Genomic DNA, 18670 nt, shown 5'->3' on the forward strand with positions numbered 1-18670 from the left:
GTTAAAGCATAGAACTAAAAACACGATAAATAATATACATAGTAAATTCATAATATTTTTGGAGGGGAATTTATGAAAGACTTAAGTATAGTTATAAGAGCTAGTGAAGAAGAAATTTATGAATATGTAAGAATTCTTAAACCTTTAATGGAAGAAAATAAACCCCAATTAATACTAATAAATAACATTGTAGAAAAATTTAATTTATCTTATGAATACTCCGTTTATAAGTTTAGTGAAGATTATAGTAAATTTAACGAATATTATAAAGTTATTTGTAAAAATCACAATATATTACTAATTGAGTCTGGTATGGTGATTGATAAACAGTTTACTGATAAAATTCGAGAAACTATTAAAAATGAAATAAATATAAAAATAAAATGTAAAAAATTTCTAAGCCAAAATAAAAGTAAATATATTATGCAAGATGTTACCATGATTTATAATAAAAATTCAGAAGAAGATAGCTATTTAAATGGATTAAAATTGGAAGATTATAGTTTGATGAACTTTGAATATGAAAATATAAAGATTTGCTTATATAAACTATTAAAAGATAATTTGTATAGAGAGATTTACTATTGGTATGACTACCTTATCAAGGGGAAGGAATATAATGTTGAAAAATTATTTATACAAGAGTTAGAAAAGTTTAAGAGTAGTTTGAAAGTGGAAGAAGTTGAAAAAATCAACAAGGTATTTTTACAAAATGATATAGACAATAACTACAAAAATTATATGATAATAAAAGAAATGTATAATAAAAAAGAAGAAGGCTATTATTTGAAAATTTTAGATTTGTTAAGTGAAAGCAAATTTAGTCAAAAAGATAGTTATTTTGCTAATTTTATTAAAGATATATTCACTAATAGAGATTATTCAGTAGAAATTTTAAGAAATATCAACTGGAAATTGCTAAATCTATGTATAAACTATCTATTAGAAATAGATGAAAAATTTTATCTAACATTATATAATTTTATGACTTCAATAAATTTAGAAAAAGAAATTTCTGTTGAAAATAATATTAATATGCTTTTGTATATTAATATTATAAAATCTTATATTAAATATATGGGAGATAAGTCTGCTGATATTGAAAAAAAGAATATGCTTATTCAAATGTTTTTAGATTATACTAATTATGGATTTTATAAACTAAGTTATACTATAAATAATAATACCTCTTTAGTATTAGATGATGAAATGAGGTTTCTAATAGAAATAAATAATGCAGTAGATAAGTTAAATAAAAATAATATACACGAAGCTATAACAATATTAAGGAAGGTGAGTGAAGAATATACATTATTTGAAATGCCTTTAAGATATTATATTCAAAAGCTTATTAGAGAAAATAATATGTATCCATATAAACTAAGTATATGTATGATGGCTAAAAATGAGGAAAAATATCTAAATAAATGTTTGAGTAGTATCAAGCCAATTATAGATAGTGGTATCGCTGAATTGATTTTTGTTGATACTGGATCAACTGATAGAACAGTTGAAATAGCAAATAAATATACACAAAAAATATATCACAAGGCTTGGGAAGGTAATTTTTCGAGAATGAGAAATTATACTATATCTTTAGCTCAAGGTGAATATTTATTTATTCTTGATGCTGATGAAGAATTTGAAAAAGGAGAGCCTGAAAAGATCATTCAATTGTTCACATCAGAAGAATATAAGAAATATAGTACATTTGTATGTACAGAAAAAAACTTTCATGATGAAACCTATGAAGGTTATTCGATATTAAGTAGATTATTGATATTTAGAAATAACGACGAGTTTTACTATTTTGGTAGTGTTCATAATCAAGCTAATAGGGCAGAACCAACTAAAAATTTAGATATTAATCTATTACATTATGGATATATAATGACTGAAGACATTAAAGATAAAAAATTTAAAAGGACAGCTACTTTGTTAAAGAAGGAATTAGAGAAAGATCCTAATAATTTATATTATAGAATGCAACTAAGTACAAGTTATTCTATGCATGGAGACCATAAAGAAGCATTAGAACAAGTAGATATATATATAAGGGCACTACAAAATAAAAAAATAGGAAAAGGATTTGAGTTAATGGCTCTTAATAATGCAGTTGCAATTTATTCTGATAATGGTTTCTACGAAAAAACTTTAGAATTGTGTAATAAGGCATTAGAAGTTGAACCTATATTTATAGACTTTGTTTATAATAAAGGACTAGCTTTCTTTGCTTTGAAAAATTATTTACAAGCAGCCGAAAGTTATGAAAAATATTTAGAATTAATGGATGATATTCATAATATATCTATTATTAATGATGATAGATATATATTTTATAGCTTAAGTTCGGAAAATGAGGCTTTGGCCAAATTATTAGTTTGTTATTATGAAACAAAAGATTATGAGAATTTTAGAAAAACTACTTTAAGAATAAAAGATGATAACTTCATGAAAAATTGCATATATACTATAGTTAAGTCTTATGTAGAAAGTAGTCAGTATTTTTATTTGACAGAATTTTTCAAGAAAAAAATAATGAATAGTGAAAACTATGAGTTGAGATATTTATTTTTTTATTTTATAGCAGAGATAGTTAGTGAATGTAATATAGAAGAAAAAGGAAGTATACTAAAACAATTTGAAGTAATAGAAGAAGAAAAAGAATGTGTGGATATTATAAAAGGATTAATAAATACTGAAAATGATGATTTAAAAGTCTTAGAATTAGTCAATAAATATGACTTAGAAAAATTAGATATTGTAACATCTAAAATGATTTTAGATAAGACATATGCTATTTTATTGTTTTTTGATAAAAACAATAAATTTACATTAGAGCAGATAAAAGCTTTAAAGGATAGTGCATTGTTTATGTTAAATAAAACCATTAATACAAGAGTATTTAAAGGATTATCCAAAAAAAATATATTAACTATAACTAATAAGTATATTGATTTATGTGATGTTTTAATACAAAACAATAGAATGGACATGGTAACTTATGAAGAAACTCAATTTGTAAAACATATATTAGATGCATTTAAAGAGTTAAATAATAACAATTTAATTGGGGCAATAAGAGAACTAAAAGAGTCTGTTTTAATACACAAGGATTTAGCTAGGGCAATACAATTATATTTAGAAACAATTATACCAGAATATAATGCTGAACTTGAATATTTTAATGAGGACAAAGAAGATGAAAAGGACGAAGAGGATAAAAAGATGAATAATAAGTTCTTAGAATATAGTAATAACTTAAAGAAGAAAATAGAAGAATATATAAATAGTGATTCTTTAGATGAAGCTATGGAGATTATTGAAGAGTATGAAAAAATAGTTGAAAAAGATATTGACGTTTATTCTATGAAAGCTGTTGCTTTAATCATGAAAAATGAATTAGATAAAGCAGAAAAAGTTTTATTAGAAGCGATGCAATTAGACCAACATAACTTTGATATAAATTATAATCTAGGGTATCTTTATCAATTAAAGGACAAAAATAAATTATCCAAAGAGTATTATAATAAGGCATGTAAGCTTACTAACTCTAATGAAATAAAAGATCAGATTAATGACATGATTAGTAAGTCAGTTATTAATCAAATGTTAGATGAGGATATAAATAGATATTTTGTAGATGGTAATTATAGTGAAATTATCAATACATTAAATAAATATTCACTAAAACGAGAATATCAAAAAGTAATAAACATATGCAATTATTGGTTAAATAATGTAGCACCAGACACAGGTATAATATTCTATTTTAAAGCTTTAGCCTATAATGGATTGAAAGAATTTAAAGATGCTCTAGCTTATCATAAAAAAGCACTTGAACTAGATAATTCACTGGCTGATATTAAAAATAAAAATTCAAAATATAAATATAATTATCCAGAAAAACAAGTTAATTGTATAGGATGTGGAAATTCTGAGTATGAGGTAGTCTGGGTGGGTAATCAGTCTATAAGTGAAGATAATAAGGAGCTAATAAATCCCATAAGAGCATGGGTTAAATGCAAAAAATGTGGGTTGATATATGCAAATCCTCAACCAAAAGAAGAGAATTTAAATAAATATTACTCTATAATAGCTGAAGAAAAATTTGGTGGAATTTATGGAGACATTAATGATAGATTAGGTTTTTTGATAGACTTAGCTAATGACAGACTAACTAAAATTGATAAATATAATAAAGGAGAAAAAATACTTTTAGATATAGGAGCAGGGATAGGTACTTTTGTTGGAACAGCAGTAGATAGAGGGTGGAATGCTGTTGGGTTAGAATTGACAGAGGAAGACTGTAAGTATGCAAAGGAAAATTATGATATAGAACACTTACAGACAAATTTTTATTCTTTTGATGACAAAATAAAATATGATGTTGTAACTTTATTTGAAGTCATAGAACATCTCCATAAGCCGTTGGAAGACTTAAAGAGAATAAATAAACTAGTAAAAGAAAATGGGTTACTTGTGGTTGCTACTCCTATAGTTGATAGTTTATATGGTAAAAGTGCTAAAGAGAGTAATGTATTTTGGCATGTAGTTACACACTTATCATATTTCAGTAGAAAAGTTATGATAGATTATTTAGAAGAAGCAGGCTTTGGAGTTTTAGAAACTAATATGTCAAAGGAACAGCTTGGGAGAATGGAGTTTTATTGTAGAAAGATAAAAGAAATGTAGATAAATAACCTTTATATTCTTTTAAGAGTATAAAGGTTATTTACTATATATACTAAGAGAGTAGATATAAAGAAGATAAGATTAAATACGATAAATAATATAACAATGAGTTTTTAATTACAGTGAAGCAAAATAAAAAAGATACTAATAAGTTACACATTAATATAATTTTAATGGAGAATTAATCTTATGACAAGAATCATAAAAATTATAGAAACAAAAGAAAATGTGCCTACTATTCAAGTAAATAATAAATTTATTCATAGCAAATACTTTCCACAAAAAGATGCTAAAACTTTTATAGATAATAATGCATTTATTTATAAAGGAAAGCAGCATATGTTGTCATATGGAATTGGATTTGGGTATCATGCTAAAGAGCTTCTAAGAAGAGTAGATAAAAACTGCAAAGTATATATTTTTGATGTGGACGAAGAGATATTTAATATTGGTAATGAATTAAACTTATTTGAAGATATAAAAAAAGATAATAGAGTAGAATTATTTATAGGATATTCAAAAGACTTTATGGACAAATTCTATGAAAAGTTGCAATTAATTGATGATATGCTAGTGTACAATCCTTCTATTGAAGTATTGCCTAAAAACATGGAAAGATTTAAAGTGGCTTTGAAAACTTTCTCTATTAGTAGAACGGGAATGAGTAGTTTTAGGGAATTAGCTCAACAAAATTACGAAAGTAATATTAAAGAAAGTTCCCAATCAATAAAAACGTTCTACGAAAAAAATAAGTTTAATGACAAACCTGTAATAATAGTATCATCAGGGCCTTCCTTAGATTATAATGTTAAATATTTAAGTGATTTTAAAGGAGAAGTACAAATATTTGCAGCAGGTAGTGCACTTAAAACTTTAATAAACAATGAAATAACACCAGACATGATATGCATTATAGATGCTCATGAGATTATTGCAAATCAAGTAAAAGGCTATGAAAATTTAGATGTACCGTTATGTTTTTTAAATACAGCTTCACGTGAAGCTGTAGAAATTTATAAAGGCCCTAAATATATATTTTATAATGAACCGCATGAAGAAAATATTGTTATAGATACAGGAAAATCTGTTGCAACAGCAATATTAGATATAGCAATAAAGGGAGGAGCGAATCCTATAATATTTATAGGACAAGATTTAGCTTTTTTAAATAATAGAACTCATGCAAAAGCCTACTCGAAAGTTCACAATTTAGATATAACGGTCCCAATTAATAAAGAATATGAAAAGGTACAAGGAGTAAATGGAGAGTTACTAGATACCAATATTACCTTATTATATTTTAAAACTTGGATAGAGAATAAAATAAGTGAATATCCTAATATAAATTTTATAAATTGTAGTAATGGTGCTAAAATAAAAGGAACAACATATATGGAATTAGAAGAGGCATACAGGTTGATAAAAAATAATCTTGTTTTAAAATAGAGCACAAATAACAAAAATAATTAACTTTGGAGGTTAGAAAATGGAACCAAAATTTAATGTAGAGGAATATATACAGCAACAATTTGAAACTCTTCAAACAGCTAGTGAGTATATAGAAAAACTAGAAGCGGGCATAATAGAAACAGTAAGATTATTCAAAAGTGATGAAGAAGGTAAAGCTACAAAAATGATTGCTCATATAATAGACGGTATGGAGTGGATTAGTGATGCTATGAGATTAACAGGAGGAGTACACAAGAAGAATATAGATTGTAGTGAAATAAATGATAAGCTTTTAGAAATTGTTGAAGCCTTTAATAATGAAGATTATATCTTAGTTGGAGATTTGTTGGAATATGAAATATTACCTATAATAGGTCAGTGGAAGTCAATTATAAGAAATGCTATATTAAACTAATAAATAAATCCTGTGTACATTTAAGTACATGGGATTTATTATTTTAGAAAATGATTATATTATATAAAGTAGCATAACTTATTTTAATTTTAAAGATAAAAGTAATTTATACGATAAATTAATGTATAAATGAACAATGGAAGGTTTGGAGGCAATAACTAATGAGTTACTTTACAGATAAAAATATTTTGATAATTGGTGGTACAGGTACCATAGGAAAAGGACTAGTTAAAGAACTTATTAAACATAAGCCAAGTGTAATTAGGATATTTAGTAGAGATGAATATAAACAGTTTTTAATGGAACAAGAATATACTAATTCTGGAATGTTTCGATTTCTAATAGGAGATGTAAGAGATTATGATAGATTAGAAAGAGCTATGAATGGAATAGATATAGTTTTTAATTTAGCAGCTATGAAGCATGTACCAGCATGTGAATATAATCCTACTGAAGCTATAAAAACTAATGTAGGTGGAATGGAAAATGTAATAAAAGCAGCTCAATATCATAATGTAGAATGCGTACTTTTTACTAGTTCAGATAAAGCTATAAATCCTACAAATTCTTATGGAGCAACTAAACTCCTTGCAGAAAAATTAGTGCAAGCAGCTAATTACAGTAAAGGGAAAATAAGAACAAAATTTGTTGCAGTTAGATTTGGAAATGTTATGGGATCTAGGGGATCTGTCATTCCTTTATTTAAAAGACAAATATTAGAACAAGGGAAAATTACAGTAACTGACCCAAACATGACTAGGTTTATGATGACTTTAGATCAAGCTGTAAATCTTATTATGCATGCAGTGGAAAATTCTGTAGGAGGCGAACTATTCATTTTAAAAATGCCCGTAATAAAATTAAAAGATTTAGCTGAGGTTATAATAAAAAATACAGTAAATAATTTAAATATATCTTCACAAGATATAAAAATAGAGCAAATAGGTCTTAGAGCTGGTGAGAGAATGTATGAAGAATTAATGACAGAAGAAGAATCTCTTAATGCCTATGATTTAGGAAATATGTATGCAGTTCTCCCAACAGCTTTTTATATAGGAGTACATAGCTATTATAAAGATAAGAAAAAGGTAAAACCAGGAAGTTATAATTCAATGGATATAAAACCTATATTAAGAGAAGAGATTAAGGTGGAAATATAAAATGGCAAGGTTGTTAGTGGTAATGAGACAAAATAATGTTGATATGAAAAGACATTCATACTAAAATATGGATGTTTTTTGTATGTTATAAAGTTTTATAAATTAATTTCGATAAAAGAAATGTAGAAATTATTTTAAATTAAGCATTTGGTACAATAATATGTGAAGTACAAATAAAGCTTCATTACCTAAAATATTAGATAAGGTGATTTTATGAATAAAATAACTAAAAGAACAATTCAGTTAATAAATAGTATAGAATCAAAAGAAAAGTGTTATATAGAAATTAGTAAAGATAATAAATATGTAATCCAAATTGATAAAAACGGTAAGCTAAGGTATGTAGGCAGTAAATATTCAGTACAAAGAGATATAGAAAAGTTTTATGATTATATATTAAAAGAAGCAAATGCTGAAACAATTTTTCTTATCTTTGGCTTAGGATCAGGAGAACATATTAAGTATTTATTTGATAGAATTACAAATTCAAATAAAGTATTAATAATAGAACCTAGTTCAGTTGTAATAAAGGAAGTTTTACAGAAAAATCATATTAACTACATATTACAAGATGAAAGAATAGGTCTTTGCTATTTTGATTATGGCATAAGAAAAAATTTAAAGGATTTTATAGGAGAACATTCTATAGATAATACTAAATTTATGGCGTTTTCAAATTACAATGTAATATTTGAGGAAGAGTATGAAAAAGTGTTTACTGAGCTTAAAGCTATTAAAAATGTGAAAGATGATACATTTAACGTTTTTTCTCATATATTCTTTAATAACTTTATTGAAAACATATTTAGCTTAGATGAATTTTATACTGTTAGTCAGTTGAAGAATTTATATAAAAATAAACCGGCGGTAGTAGTGTCAGCTGGACCATCTCTAAATAAAAATATACATTTATTAAAAGAGGTTCAAGATAAATTTATAATAATATGCGGACCTAGAACGATAGGCACATTGATAAATAATGGGATAAAACCAGATTTTCTATGTTCGGTTGATCCACAGGATGAAGCATATGAACTTATGAAGGACTATATAGACTCTGAAGTACCTCTTGTTTTTATGGATTCTACAAGTAATAAAATAGTAAAAAAACACAAAGGGTTAAAAGTAATTGCTGCAAATCAAGGTATGGAAAGTTACTTAGAAGAAATTCTTGGAATAAAGGTAGATTCGCTTATGCAAGGTGGGTCAGTAGCTCATTTTTGTATGGGATTAGCTGTTTATATGGGTTGCAAAAATGTAATATTTATAGGACAGGACCTTGCATACACCAATGAAAAATTCCAAGCAGAAGGAACTTATTCTAAAAGCGGAATTGATGATTTAAAATACAAATATGAAGAAGACAAAGAAGAATGGGATAAAGATAAAGCTTATAGCATATATGTACCAGATATAAATGGACAAATGGTTAGAACAAGTACTATGCTAAACTCATATAGACAAGAGTTTGAAGAACTTATATATATTTGTAATGAAGTTGAATTTATAAATAGTAGCCAAGGTGGAGCAAACATTAATGGTACTAAAGTAATGGATTTGAAAGATTCAATTACAATGTATGCAAAAGAGAATATAAATAAAAATATAGAAGAATTATTAGGTAACAAAATTATATTAGATGAAGATTCTTTTATTGAAAATATGTTTAAAATAATAGACAAACTGAAAGTAATAAAAAAAGCTTGTGAAGAGGGATTAGAATACTCAGATAAAATGTTACACTTTTATAAAGATAATAAGTATTGTGATATGAATGAAGTACTTAATAAATTAGACAAAATAGATGCTATGATAAATGATAAAAAGAAGTTAGGGTTTATTGCATACAAAACCGTTGCATTAATAAATAATATTCTGGAAAATGATTATTATAAAGAAAAAGCAAATGAAACTGAAAAAGAGTTAGGTATAAGGCTTGCCAAAAGAAGCTTTAATATGTACTTAGCAGTGCTTCAGCCGGCAGAAGAAGCGATTTTTAGGATAAAAGATAAGTTTATGTATATAAACATTATTGAAATTTAATGTAGCTTGGTTGGTGATATTATGAAAAGAGTATTTTTTAAGAGAAATTTAAAAGAAAAGATAGCACAGTTAAAAAAAGAATATCCTGATGCTAAGGAAATTGATTATGAAAAAGATCTAGATTGGGAAGAAATGAAAAGACAAGGAATTAGATCCATAATCAATGAGGATAGAAGGATTGAGGCACTATATAAGATAAAAGAAAAAATTGATGTAAATGATTTGGAAATGTTGTATGGTGATAAAAAAGTTAAAAATGGAAAAATTTCAATTTATCCAAAAGAATTTGAGACACTATCAGGAAATATAATAAATCATAGTAGTATTTTAGTTACGAAAAATTTTAAATTAGAAAAAGATAATGTTTTATATTTGAAATTAAATATAAATAAAAAAGATGATTATGTTTATTTTAGATTTTTTGATAAACAGAACTTTGTTTTCTTTAAAAAAATGTTTAATGAAAGTACGTTGGTAGACATTAATACTTATTTTGATGTTTACATAGGAAATAATATAATAGGATATGCACTAAAAAAAGGAAATCAGGTTTTGTTTGATTATAAGATAGCAAGTAATTACTCTAATAATATTGAAGTGATTTTTGATTTAAATGACAATGGTATTATAATAAATAATCAGAAATTTTTTATTAGCCAATTTATGATAAATAAATATATAAGGAATAATGTTTTTACTATTAGATTAGCTTCATTTAATAGACATAAGTATGAATTATATTGTATCGAATATAGAACACAAAATATTAATGTGGATGAAATGTTATTCAAAAAAGATAAGGATATACTGTGCTTCAAAGATGATTTGTATTTTTATCGAAAGGAAAAGATTGAACTATGAAAACTTATTTAGTAACAGGTGGTGCAGGATTTATTGGATCTAATTTTATAATCTATATGCTAAGTAGATATAGGAACATAAATATTATAAATTTAGATAAGCTAACTTATTCAGGAAATTTGAGTAATCTTACAAGTATAGTGGATAATTCTAATTACAAATTTGTAAAAGGTGATATATGTGATAAAGATTTATTAGAGAATATATTTAATAAGCATAATATAGACTATGCTATTAATTTTGCAGCTGAGTCTCATGTGGATAGAAGTATATTAGAACCAGAAATATTTGTAAGAACAAATGTTTTGGGAACGGTAAATTTATTAAATATAGCTAAAAAATATTGGCGGTTAGCAGATACTTTTGAGAGTGATAAAAGATTTATACAAATTTCTACAGATGAAGTTTATGGTGCATTAGGAACAAGTGGATGTTTTACAGAGAATATGCCATTAGATCCTCATAGTCCATATTCATCCAGTAAGGCTTCTGCTGATTTAATAGTAAAGTCTTACTATGATACTTATAAAATGCCTATAAATATAACAAGATGCTCAAATAATTATGGATCATATCAATTTCCAGAAAAATTAATTCCCCTTATAATAAATAATTATTTAAACAACAGACCTATTCCTGTATATGGAGATGGTAAAAATATAAGAGATTGGTTATATGTTGAGGAACATTGTAGAGCTATAGATATGATTATACAAAAAGGGAAGATAGGAGAAGTATATAATATAGGTGGACATAATGAAAGAGAAAATATATATATAGTAAAGTACATAATAAACGTTTTAAACGAAGTGACAGGAAATAATAAAATATCTAATAAACTAATAAAGTATGTGAAAGATAGAAAAGGACATGATAGAAGGTATGCTATAGATCCATCAAAAATAGAAAATGAAATAGGATGGAAATCGGAAATTGCATTTGAAGATGGAATTTTAAAAACAGTAAACTGGTATTTAAATAATAAAGAGTGGCTTAATAAAATAACTTCAGGGGAGTACCAAAAATATTATGAAAATATGTATAAAGATAAATAAAAATTATAGGCTGGTGACTTGTTAATGAAAGGAATAATACTTGCAGGAGGTAGTGGTACAAGGCTTTATCCCTGCACAAAGGCAATAAGCAAACAAATAATTCCCGTATATGATAAGCCTATGATATATTACCCATTATCTGTGCTTATGTTAGCAGGTATAAAAGATATTCTTATAATATCTACTCCAAGGGATATAGAGCATTTTAAAGAATTATTAGGAGATGGAAGTCAGCTTGGAATAGCTTTTTCATATAAGGTTCAAAAAGAACCTAAAGGTATAGGAGAAGCCTTTATATTAGGAAAAGAGTTTATAGGAAATGACTCATGTTGTCTTATACTTGGAGATAATATATTTTATGGACAAGGGTTTACCCCAATACTTAAAAAAGCAGCCTCTATTAAAAAAGGTGCTGCTATATTTGCATATTATGTAAACAATCCCTGGGATTATGGGATAGCGGAATTTGATAAAAATAATAATGTTATTTCTTTGGAGGAAAAACCGAAGGAACCAAAATCTAATTATGCAGTGCCCGGATTGTATTTTTATGATAATTCTGTAATAAATATAGCATCAAATATAAAGCCTTCTCTTAGAGGAGAATTAGAAATAACAGATATAAATAGAATTTATTTAGAACAAAAAAAACTTAAAGTTCAAGTTTTAGGAAGAGGTTTTGCTTGGCTTGATACTGGTACTCATGAATCTATGTTAGAAGCTGGTAATTTTGTGCAAACTGTTCAGAAAAGACAAGGGCTTTATATAGCTTGCATAGAGGAAATAGCTTATAGAAATGGATTTATAGATAAAGAACAGTTAAATAAACTAGCTAGGTGTTTAGATAAAACAGAGTATGGAAGATATTTAATGATGCTTTAGAGGGAGATATAATAATGAGTAAAAAAGAAAAGATAATATTCTTTGGAGCCTCTAAGATGGGGGAAGCGGCATATGTTTTACTTAAAGATAACTATGATATAGTTTGTTTTTGTGATAATGATAAAAACAAATGGGGAAAAAATTTTTGTGGAGTAGAGATTATTTCTCCAGAAAGCTTAAAAAAAGATGAACTTAAAAATATACAAGTAATAATAACTAGTATGTACTATAAGGAAATAGGTAAACAACTTGAAATGATGGAAATTCAGAATTATCAGGTTTTTGATTTCAAGTTTAGATATAAAGAAGAAGTACAATATTGTAATGAGAGATATAAAGAATTTAAGCATATAATAGATAATTCTTATTTCAATAATAAAAACCATATTAAGAATTTACATTTGATGCAGGATAGCTTTTATAATAAAAAATTTATAGAGTTTGTAAATGAAAATTTCCTACAAGATGAACATAAGTTTATTATAATAAAGCCTTCAGATTATGAGTTAAAGTACATAGATAATATTGATAATTATGATAATGTAGAAATACTGTATCAAGAGTATTTTGAACCCAAACTTTATTATTATGTAAAAAGTTCTGAAAAGGTATTTATACATTATTTATATGATTATATTTGTGAATTTATATATAAATATGATATTGGAAAAAATGTAGAGTTGAATTGGAAAGTTTGGGGTGGAGACTTTTATAATATAGAAGATTTTTGTTTATATGATGAAGGAACTAAACAGTTATTAAGAAATTTAGGATTAGGTAATCTATTAGAAAAACAAGTTGATAAAAAATATAAAAATTATAGAAAAAAAACCTTAGAAAATATTACATATATTTTATGTGGATTTAAATATGATTATGATTTAATTATTAATCAGTATAAATGCGATGCAGTATATAGGAAGATGTTTTACCAAAATCCAATTGATTTTGAGAAATTAGACAACATAAAAAATAAATCACCTTTGAATCTTAAAGAAAAGTATAAGTATGTTATAATGGTAGGAAATTCAGCAGACCCAAGCAATAACCACATAGAAATATTAGAACAACTAAAAAGATTTAGAGATGAGGACTTATGCGTAATAGTTCCACTTTCTTATGGTGTGAAGAAATATGCGGATTACATTAAAAAAGAAGGTGAAAGGATTCTGGGGGATAAATTTATTGCTTTAATGGAGTTTTATAGTTCTGAAGATTATTATAATATTTTGAATGAAGTTGACGTGTGTATAATGAATCATAATAGACCACAAGGAGTGGGAAATATATTTACACTGATGTATCTTGAAAAAAAGGTTATGATTAAACCTAATGTTTCAACTTATAAAGGAATAAAAGAGTTGGGAGGTAATGTATTTGATGTAAGTGGTATATCGAATAGTTTAGAAAAGTTAATTTATATAGATGATAATAGCAAGTTTATGAATAGAAATATATTTTTTGAGAATTTAAAAAAAACAATAAGCAAAGAGGCTTATTTAAAGATATTTGAGTAAAAGCTGAATTTATATTCTTTTATGATATTCAAATTTAGTAAAATATTTAACTACTAGATAGAAATAAATGTAAGTTCAACCATAAAGATAGTAATCAAGACAAAATATAAAAATATTATTGCATATAGATAACAAATTATAGATAAAAAATATTATTATAATATATCAATTTAGGATTAATATAAAATCCTATTTTAGCAATTAAAAGCAAAAGAGTTGATGAAATATTATAGATTATATAAAAAAAGCGTGAGGTGAAAAAATGAATTACAAAGATATAATAAATTCTAGTGATTTAAATAAACAGTTATACAATAAAAATGAGGAATTTCCACCAGCGGTTATAGTAGGAACTACAGAATATTGTAATCTAAAATGTAATTATTGTGGACATTCAAGGATGACAAGAAAAAAAGGTGTAATGAGTATACCCTTATATAAAAAAATAATTAATGAAATAGCAGTAAAGAATTCATATACTGATTTGTGGATGGTTTATTATGGAGAAGCTTTAATGTTAAAATATAAAATGGTTTATATGATACAGTATGCTAAAAAGCAAGGACTTAAGAATGTATTTATGAATACAAATGGCATTTTGCTTGATACAGACTTATCAGAAGCAATTATTGATTCGGGATTAGATAAAATTATATTTAGCTTGGATGCATATTATGAAGAAACCTATAAAAAAATTAGAAATAATGACAATTTTGAATTAGTTAAGAAGAATATAAAGGATTTTATTGAAATAAAAAAAAGGTTAAATTCAGATATAAAAGTAGAGATTCAACTAATTGAAATACCAGGATTGCATAAAAAAGGCGAAATTGAACTATTTGAAGAGTACTGGGGAAAGTTTGATGTAGTAACTAAAAGAAAAGAATATCTTACATGGACAGGAGTGATAGAGATAGATGGAATTAGGCATAAAAATAGATATCCATGTTCTTGGCTTTTTAGAACTTTTGTAATAACATATGATGGAAAGGTAAATCAATGCGGTTGTGATTATGATTGTAAGGCTATCACAGGAGATCTTAAGGAAGATACAATTGAAAATATTTGGCAAACAACTTTAAAGAGAACAAGAGAACTACATCTAGAAGAAAGATATAACGAAACCTCAATATGTGAACAGTGTAAAGATTGGGATAGTTATGAAATTATGCCATTTTTGAAATTGAGAAAATGAGTTGTTTAGAATTTGTGAAATTATTTACAAAAGGAGCAAAAATATGTTGTTGAATGATATTAGTAAAGAACAAATCGTTAATGCACACAAAGATAGATTTAAACAATATGGATATTCACCTAAGTCATTATTTTGGGATAAGAATAGGCAAAATATAAGATTTGATGTTCTTACTTCAAATTATGATTTTAGTAATAAAAAGATATTAGATATTGGGTGTGGATTTGGTGATTTAAATAATATATTGAGTTTAAAAGCTGACAGATATATATATATGGGAATAGATATTGTTGAAGATTTTATTGCGTATGCCCAGGATAAATTTAAAAATGAAGAAAATATTAGTTTCAAGTTAGGGGACTTTCTAAGCGAAAAATTCATTGCTAATTATGATTATATAATTGCATCTGGTACATTTAATTATAAATTAAAAAATATGGATAATTATGATTATATTGAAGCTATAATTAATAAATCTTTCAATACATGTAATTCAGGTATAGCCTTTGATTTTTTATCAGACAAAGTTGATTATAAATATGATTTTAATTTTTATTATTCTCCTGAAAAGATATTATCAATAGCTTATAAATATTCTAAGAATATAGTATTAAGAAATGATTATATGCCATTTGAATTTAGTTTATTCATAAATAAAGATGATTCTTTTAAAAAAGAATATCCTATATTTAACGAATATAGACATTCTCATTCTATTTATAAAAAGGAGATGTATTAAATTTATGAAGAAAATAGTTTTTTTAGTATCTGGAGATGGAGGTACTTTAAAGTTCATAAAAAAATGCATTGATAACAATATTTTACAAGGATTTGTTATTCAGTGCGTAATTGCTGATAGAGAGTGTGGAGCTTTAGAATTTGCAAGAAATAATGGTATAAATAATTATAAGATAACTTATGATAAAAATAATGATACTGAATTAAAAGCGATATTGGATGAAAATACTACAGTAGATTATGTTATAACCAATATACATAAGATTATTTCAGAACAATTAGTAGAACAATATTATGGAAAGTTAATTAATTTACATTATTCCTTACTACCTGCCTTTAAAGGTTTTAATTCTGTAAAAAGAGCATTTGATAAAGGATGTAGATTCATTGGAACTACAGTACATTATGTTGATAAAGATATAGATAACGGAGAGATAATATCACAAACAATCATGAGTATTGATAGAAATATGAAGTTTCATTTGACAATGAATAAAATTTTTCAAGCTGGTTGTTTAAATCTTTTAAATACAATAGTAAGAATGACAAATTTAAATAATGTTGAGAGCATAAATAAAGTTGAGGAATATGATGGAATCATTTTTTCACCACAGTTTGTTATAGATACACAAAAAATAGACTTTGAATTTTGGCAAGAAATTAGGGGTGGCAGAGGTGAATTAAAAAATGCACAAAATAGCAATTCTTCAATCTAATTATCTCCCATGGAAAGGTGTATTTGATATGATACATCAAGTAGATACATTTGTATTCCTAGAAGATGTTCAATATACAGAGCATGATTGGAGAAATAGAAATAAGATTATAACTAAAGATGGAGTTAAGTGGATTACAGTTCCTGTTAATCATAGTAATAGAAAAGGACAAAAAATATATGAAGCAGAAATTAATGATAAAATAAGTTGGCAGAGAAAACATTATAATGCTTTTGAATTAAATTATGCTAAAACACCATATTTTAAACAATATAGATGGATTCTAGAGGATTTATATAGGAATAAAAAGTGGAGCAAAATATCAGATTTCAACATTTATGCTATAGAGCTTATTGCTAAAGAATTAGGAATAAAAACTCAGTTTATAAATTCATTAGATTTAATAGCTAAAGGAACAAAGGATGATAGGATAATAGGGATATGTAAAAAGTTAAATGCAACTCATTATTTATCAGGAACAGCGGCAAAAAACTATATTATACCAGAAAAGTTTGAAAAAGCTAACATAAAACTTGAATATATTAAGTATGAATATCCAAGATATAAGCAACTTTATGGATCTTTTAATCATTTTGTTACAGTGCTTGATTTGATTTTTAATTGTGGGACTAAAGCTCCTTATTACATATGGGGATGGAGAGAAAAAAAAGAAAAAGGAGTTATTGAGTATGATACCCTTTAATAAGCTATATATAACAGGAAAAGAAGAAATATATGTAAAAGATTGTTTGAAAAGAAAACATATTCATGGAGATGGGTATTACACTAAAAAGGTAAATAAATTTATAGAAGAAAAATTTAATACTAGAAAAGCGTTAATGACAACATCATGTAGTTCTGCGCTTGATATTGCTGCAATTTCACTAAATTTAAAAGAAGGCGATGAGGTGATTATGCCTTCATATACTTTTGTATCTACAGCTAATGCAGTTGTTTTAAGAGGTGCTAAACCTGTTTTTGCAGAAATAAGTAAAGATACGCTTAATATAGATCCACGAGATGTAGAAAACAAAATAACAAATAATACAAAAGCAATTTTCCCAGTACACTATGCAGGGGTAAGCTGTGACATGGATAGTATTATGGATATAGCAAAAGAGTATAATTTAAAAGTAGTAGAAGATGCAGCACAAGGAGTTAATGCTAGGTATAAAGGGAAGTATCTTGGAACAATAGGGGATATAGCATGCTATAGTTTTCACGAAACTAAAAATTATTCTTCAGGAGAAGGGGGAGCTATTCTTGTAAATAATGACAATGATTTATGCAAGAGAGCTGAAATAATAAGAGAAAAAGGAACTAATAGGAGTCAGTTTTTTAGGGGAGAAGTGGATAAGTATACATGGGTAGATGTAGGTTCAAGTTATTTACCTTCAGATATGTTAGCTGCATTTTTATGTGCACAATTTGAAAAGATAGATGAAATACAGGAAAGTAGAAAAAAAGTTTATGATGCATATTATGTTGGATTAAATGAATTAGAGAAACAAGGGAAACTAAAGTTGCCTATAATACCTGAACATTGTGAGAGTAATTATCATATGTTCTATATATTGCTGAATTCAGAAAAAGAAAGAGATAGCTTAATGTATAAACTTAAAGAAAGAAATATAGGAGCAGTATTTCATTATATTCCTTTGCATGAATCGCCTATGGGACAGAAATTTGGATATAAACAAGGTGATTTGAATATAACAGAGGATTTAAGTAGACGGATATTAAGATTGCCTATGTACCCAGAATTAAAAGCACAAGAAATTGAATATATAGTAAAAAATATTAAAGGTATTTTATAAATTAAGCAAGAGTTGATTTTATGAAAAATGTGTGATTCTATTTGGAGCATCCAACTTAGTGAATATGCCTATAATAATTAAAAAAACGATAATGATATTTGCTTTTTTAGTGATAAAGACTCAAAAA

General features: G+C 25.9%; 14 protein-coding genes. All 14 read left to right on the plus strand.

Annotation, left to right across the window (positions count from 1 at the left end; all coding sequences use genetic code 11):
* Nucleotides 1-72: 72 nt before the first annotated feature.
* Nucleotides 73-4695 carry a glycosyltransferase gene (locus tag OW729_RS13120; protein ID WP_268061986.1) on the plus strand — a complete coding sequence of 1541 codons (4623 nt, stop codon included), beginning with the start codon at nucleotides 73-75 and terminating at the stop codon, nucleotides 4693-4695.
* Nucleotides 4696-4884: 189 nt separating this feature from the next.
* Nucleotides 4885-6141 carry a motility associated factor glycosyltransferase family protein gene (locus OW729_RS13125; RefSeq protein ID WP_268061987.1) on the plus strand — a complete coding sequence of 419 codons (1257 nt, stop codon included), beginning with the start codon at nucleotides 4885-4887 and terminating at the stop codon, nucleotides 6139-6141.
* A 40-nt stretch (nucleotides 6142-6181) separates the two neighbouring features.
* Entirely contained in the window at nucleotides 6182-6559 is a 378-nt protein-coding gene (locus OW729_RS13130) for a hypothetical protein (protein ID WP_268061988.1), read from the plus strand.
* A 161-nt stretch (nucleotides 6560-6720) separates the two neighbouring features.
* The gene (locus tag OW729_RS13135) at nucleotides 6721-7719 is read left to right on the plus strand and encodes an SDR family NAD(P)-dependent oxidoreductase (protein ID WP_268061989.1); all 999 of its coding nucleotides are present in this window, start codon (nucleotides 6721-6723) and stop codon (nucleotides 7717-7719) included.
* A gap of 213 nt (nucleotides 7720-7932) precedes the next feature.
* Nucleotides 7933-9762 carry a motility associated factor glycosyltransferase family protein gene (locus OW729_RS13140; protein ID WP_268061990.1) on the plus strand — a complete coding sequence of 610 codons (1830 nt, stop codon included), beginning with the start codon at nucleotides 7933-7935 and terminating at the stop codon, nucleotides 9760-9762.
* 21 nt (nucleotides 9763-9783) lie between these two features.
* On the plus strand, nucleotides 9784-10623 hold the full coding sequence (locus tag OW729_RS13145; RefSeq protein ID WP_268061991.1) for a hypothetical protein: 840 nt from the start codon (nucleotides 9784-9786) through the stop codon (nucleotides 10621-10623).
* Complete coding sequence (gene rfbB, locus OW729_RS13150; protein ID WP_268061992.1) at nucleotides 10620-11678, plus strand: dTDP-glucose 4,6-dehydratase; 1059 nt, start codon at nucleotides 10620-10622, stop codon at nucleotides 11676-11678. Before OW729_RS13145 ends, rfbB begins: the two co-directional genes overlap by 4 nt.
* A gap of 24 nt (nucleotides 11679-11702) precedes the next feature.
* Complete coding sequence (rfbA, locus tag OW729_RS13155; RefSeq protein WP_268061993.1) at nucleotides 11703-12560, plus strand: glucose-1-phosphate thymidylyltransferase RfbA; 858 nt, start codon at nucleotides 11703-11705, stop codon at nucleotides 12558-12560.
* Nucleotides 12561-12574: 14 nt separating this feature from the next.
* Nucleotides 12575-14077 carry a TDP-N-acetylfucosamine:lipid II N-acetylfucosaminyltransferase gene (locus OW729_RS13160; RefSeq protein ID WP_268061994.1) on the plus strand — a complete coding sequence of 501 codons (1503 nt, stop codon included), beginning with the start codon at nucleotides 12575-12577 and terminating at the stop codon, nucleotides 14075-14077.
* A gap of 262 nt (nucleotides 14078-14339) precedes the next feature.
* Entirely contained in the window at nucleotides 14340-15272 is a 933-nt protein-coding gene (locus tag OW729_RS13165) for a radical SAM/SPASM domain-containing protein (protein ID WP_268061995.1), read from the plus strand.
* Nucleotides 15273-15315: 43 nt separating this feature from the next.
* Nucleotides 15316-16011: a class I SAM-dependent methyltransferase gene (locus OW729_RS13170; RefSeq protein ID WP_268061996.1), complete on the plus strand. Its 696-nt coding sequence runs from the start codon at nucleotides 15316-15318 to the stop codon at nucleotides 16009-16011.
* A gap of 4 nt (nucleotides 16012-16015) precedes the next feature.
* Nucleotides 16016-16726 carry a formyltransferase family protein gene (locus OW729_RS13175; RefSeq protein WP_268061997.1) on the plus strand — a complete coding sequence of 237 codons (711 nt, stop codon included), beginning with the start codon at nucleotides 16016-16018 and terminating at the stop codon, nucleotides 16724-16726.
* Entirely contained in the window at nucleotides 16698-17429 is a 732-nt protein-coding gene (locus OW729_RS13180; RefSeq protein ID WP_268061998.1) for a WbqC family protein, read from the plus strand. The genes OW729_RS13175 and OW729_RS13180 overlap by 29 nt, the downstream gene beginning before the upstream one ends.
* Nucleotides 17416-18543, plus strand: a complete 1128-nt coding sequence (gene rffA / locus OW729_RS13185) for a dTDP-4-amino-4,6-dideoxygalactose transaminase (RefSeq protein WP_268061999.1) — start codon at nucleotides 17416-17418, stop codon at nucleotides 18541-18543. The genes OW729_RS13180 and rffA overlap by 14 nt, the downstream gene beginning before the upstream one ends.
* Nucleotides 18544-18670 lie beyond the last annotated feature (127 nt).

The organism is Clostridium brassicae (assembly GCF_026738875.1).
In the GTDB taxonomy this organism is placed as follows: domain Bacteria; phylum Bacillota; class Clostridia; order Clostridiales; family Clostridiaceae; genus Clostridium_H; species Clostridium_H brassicae.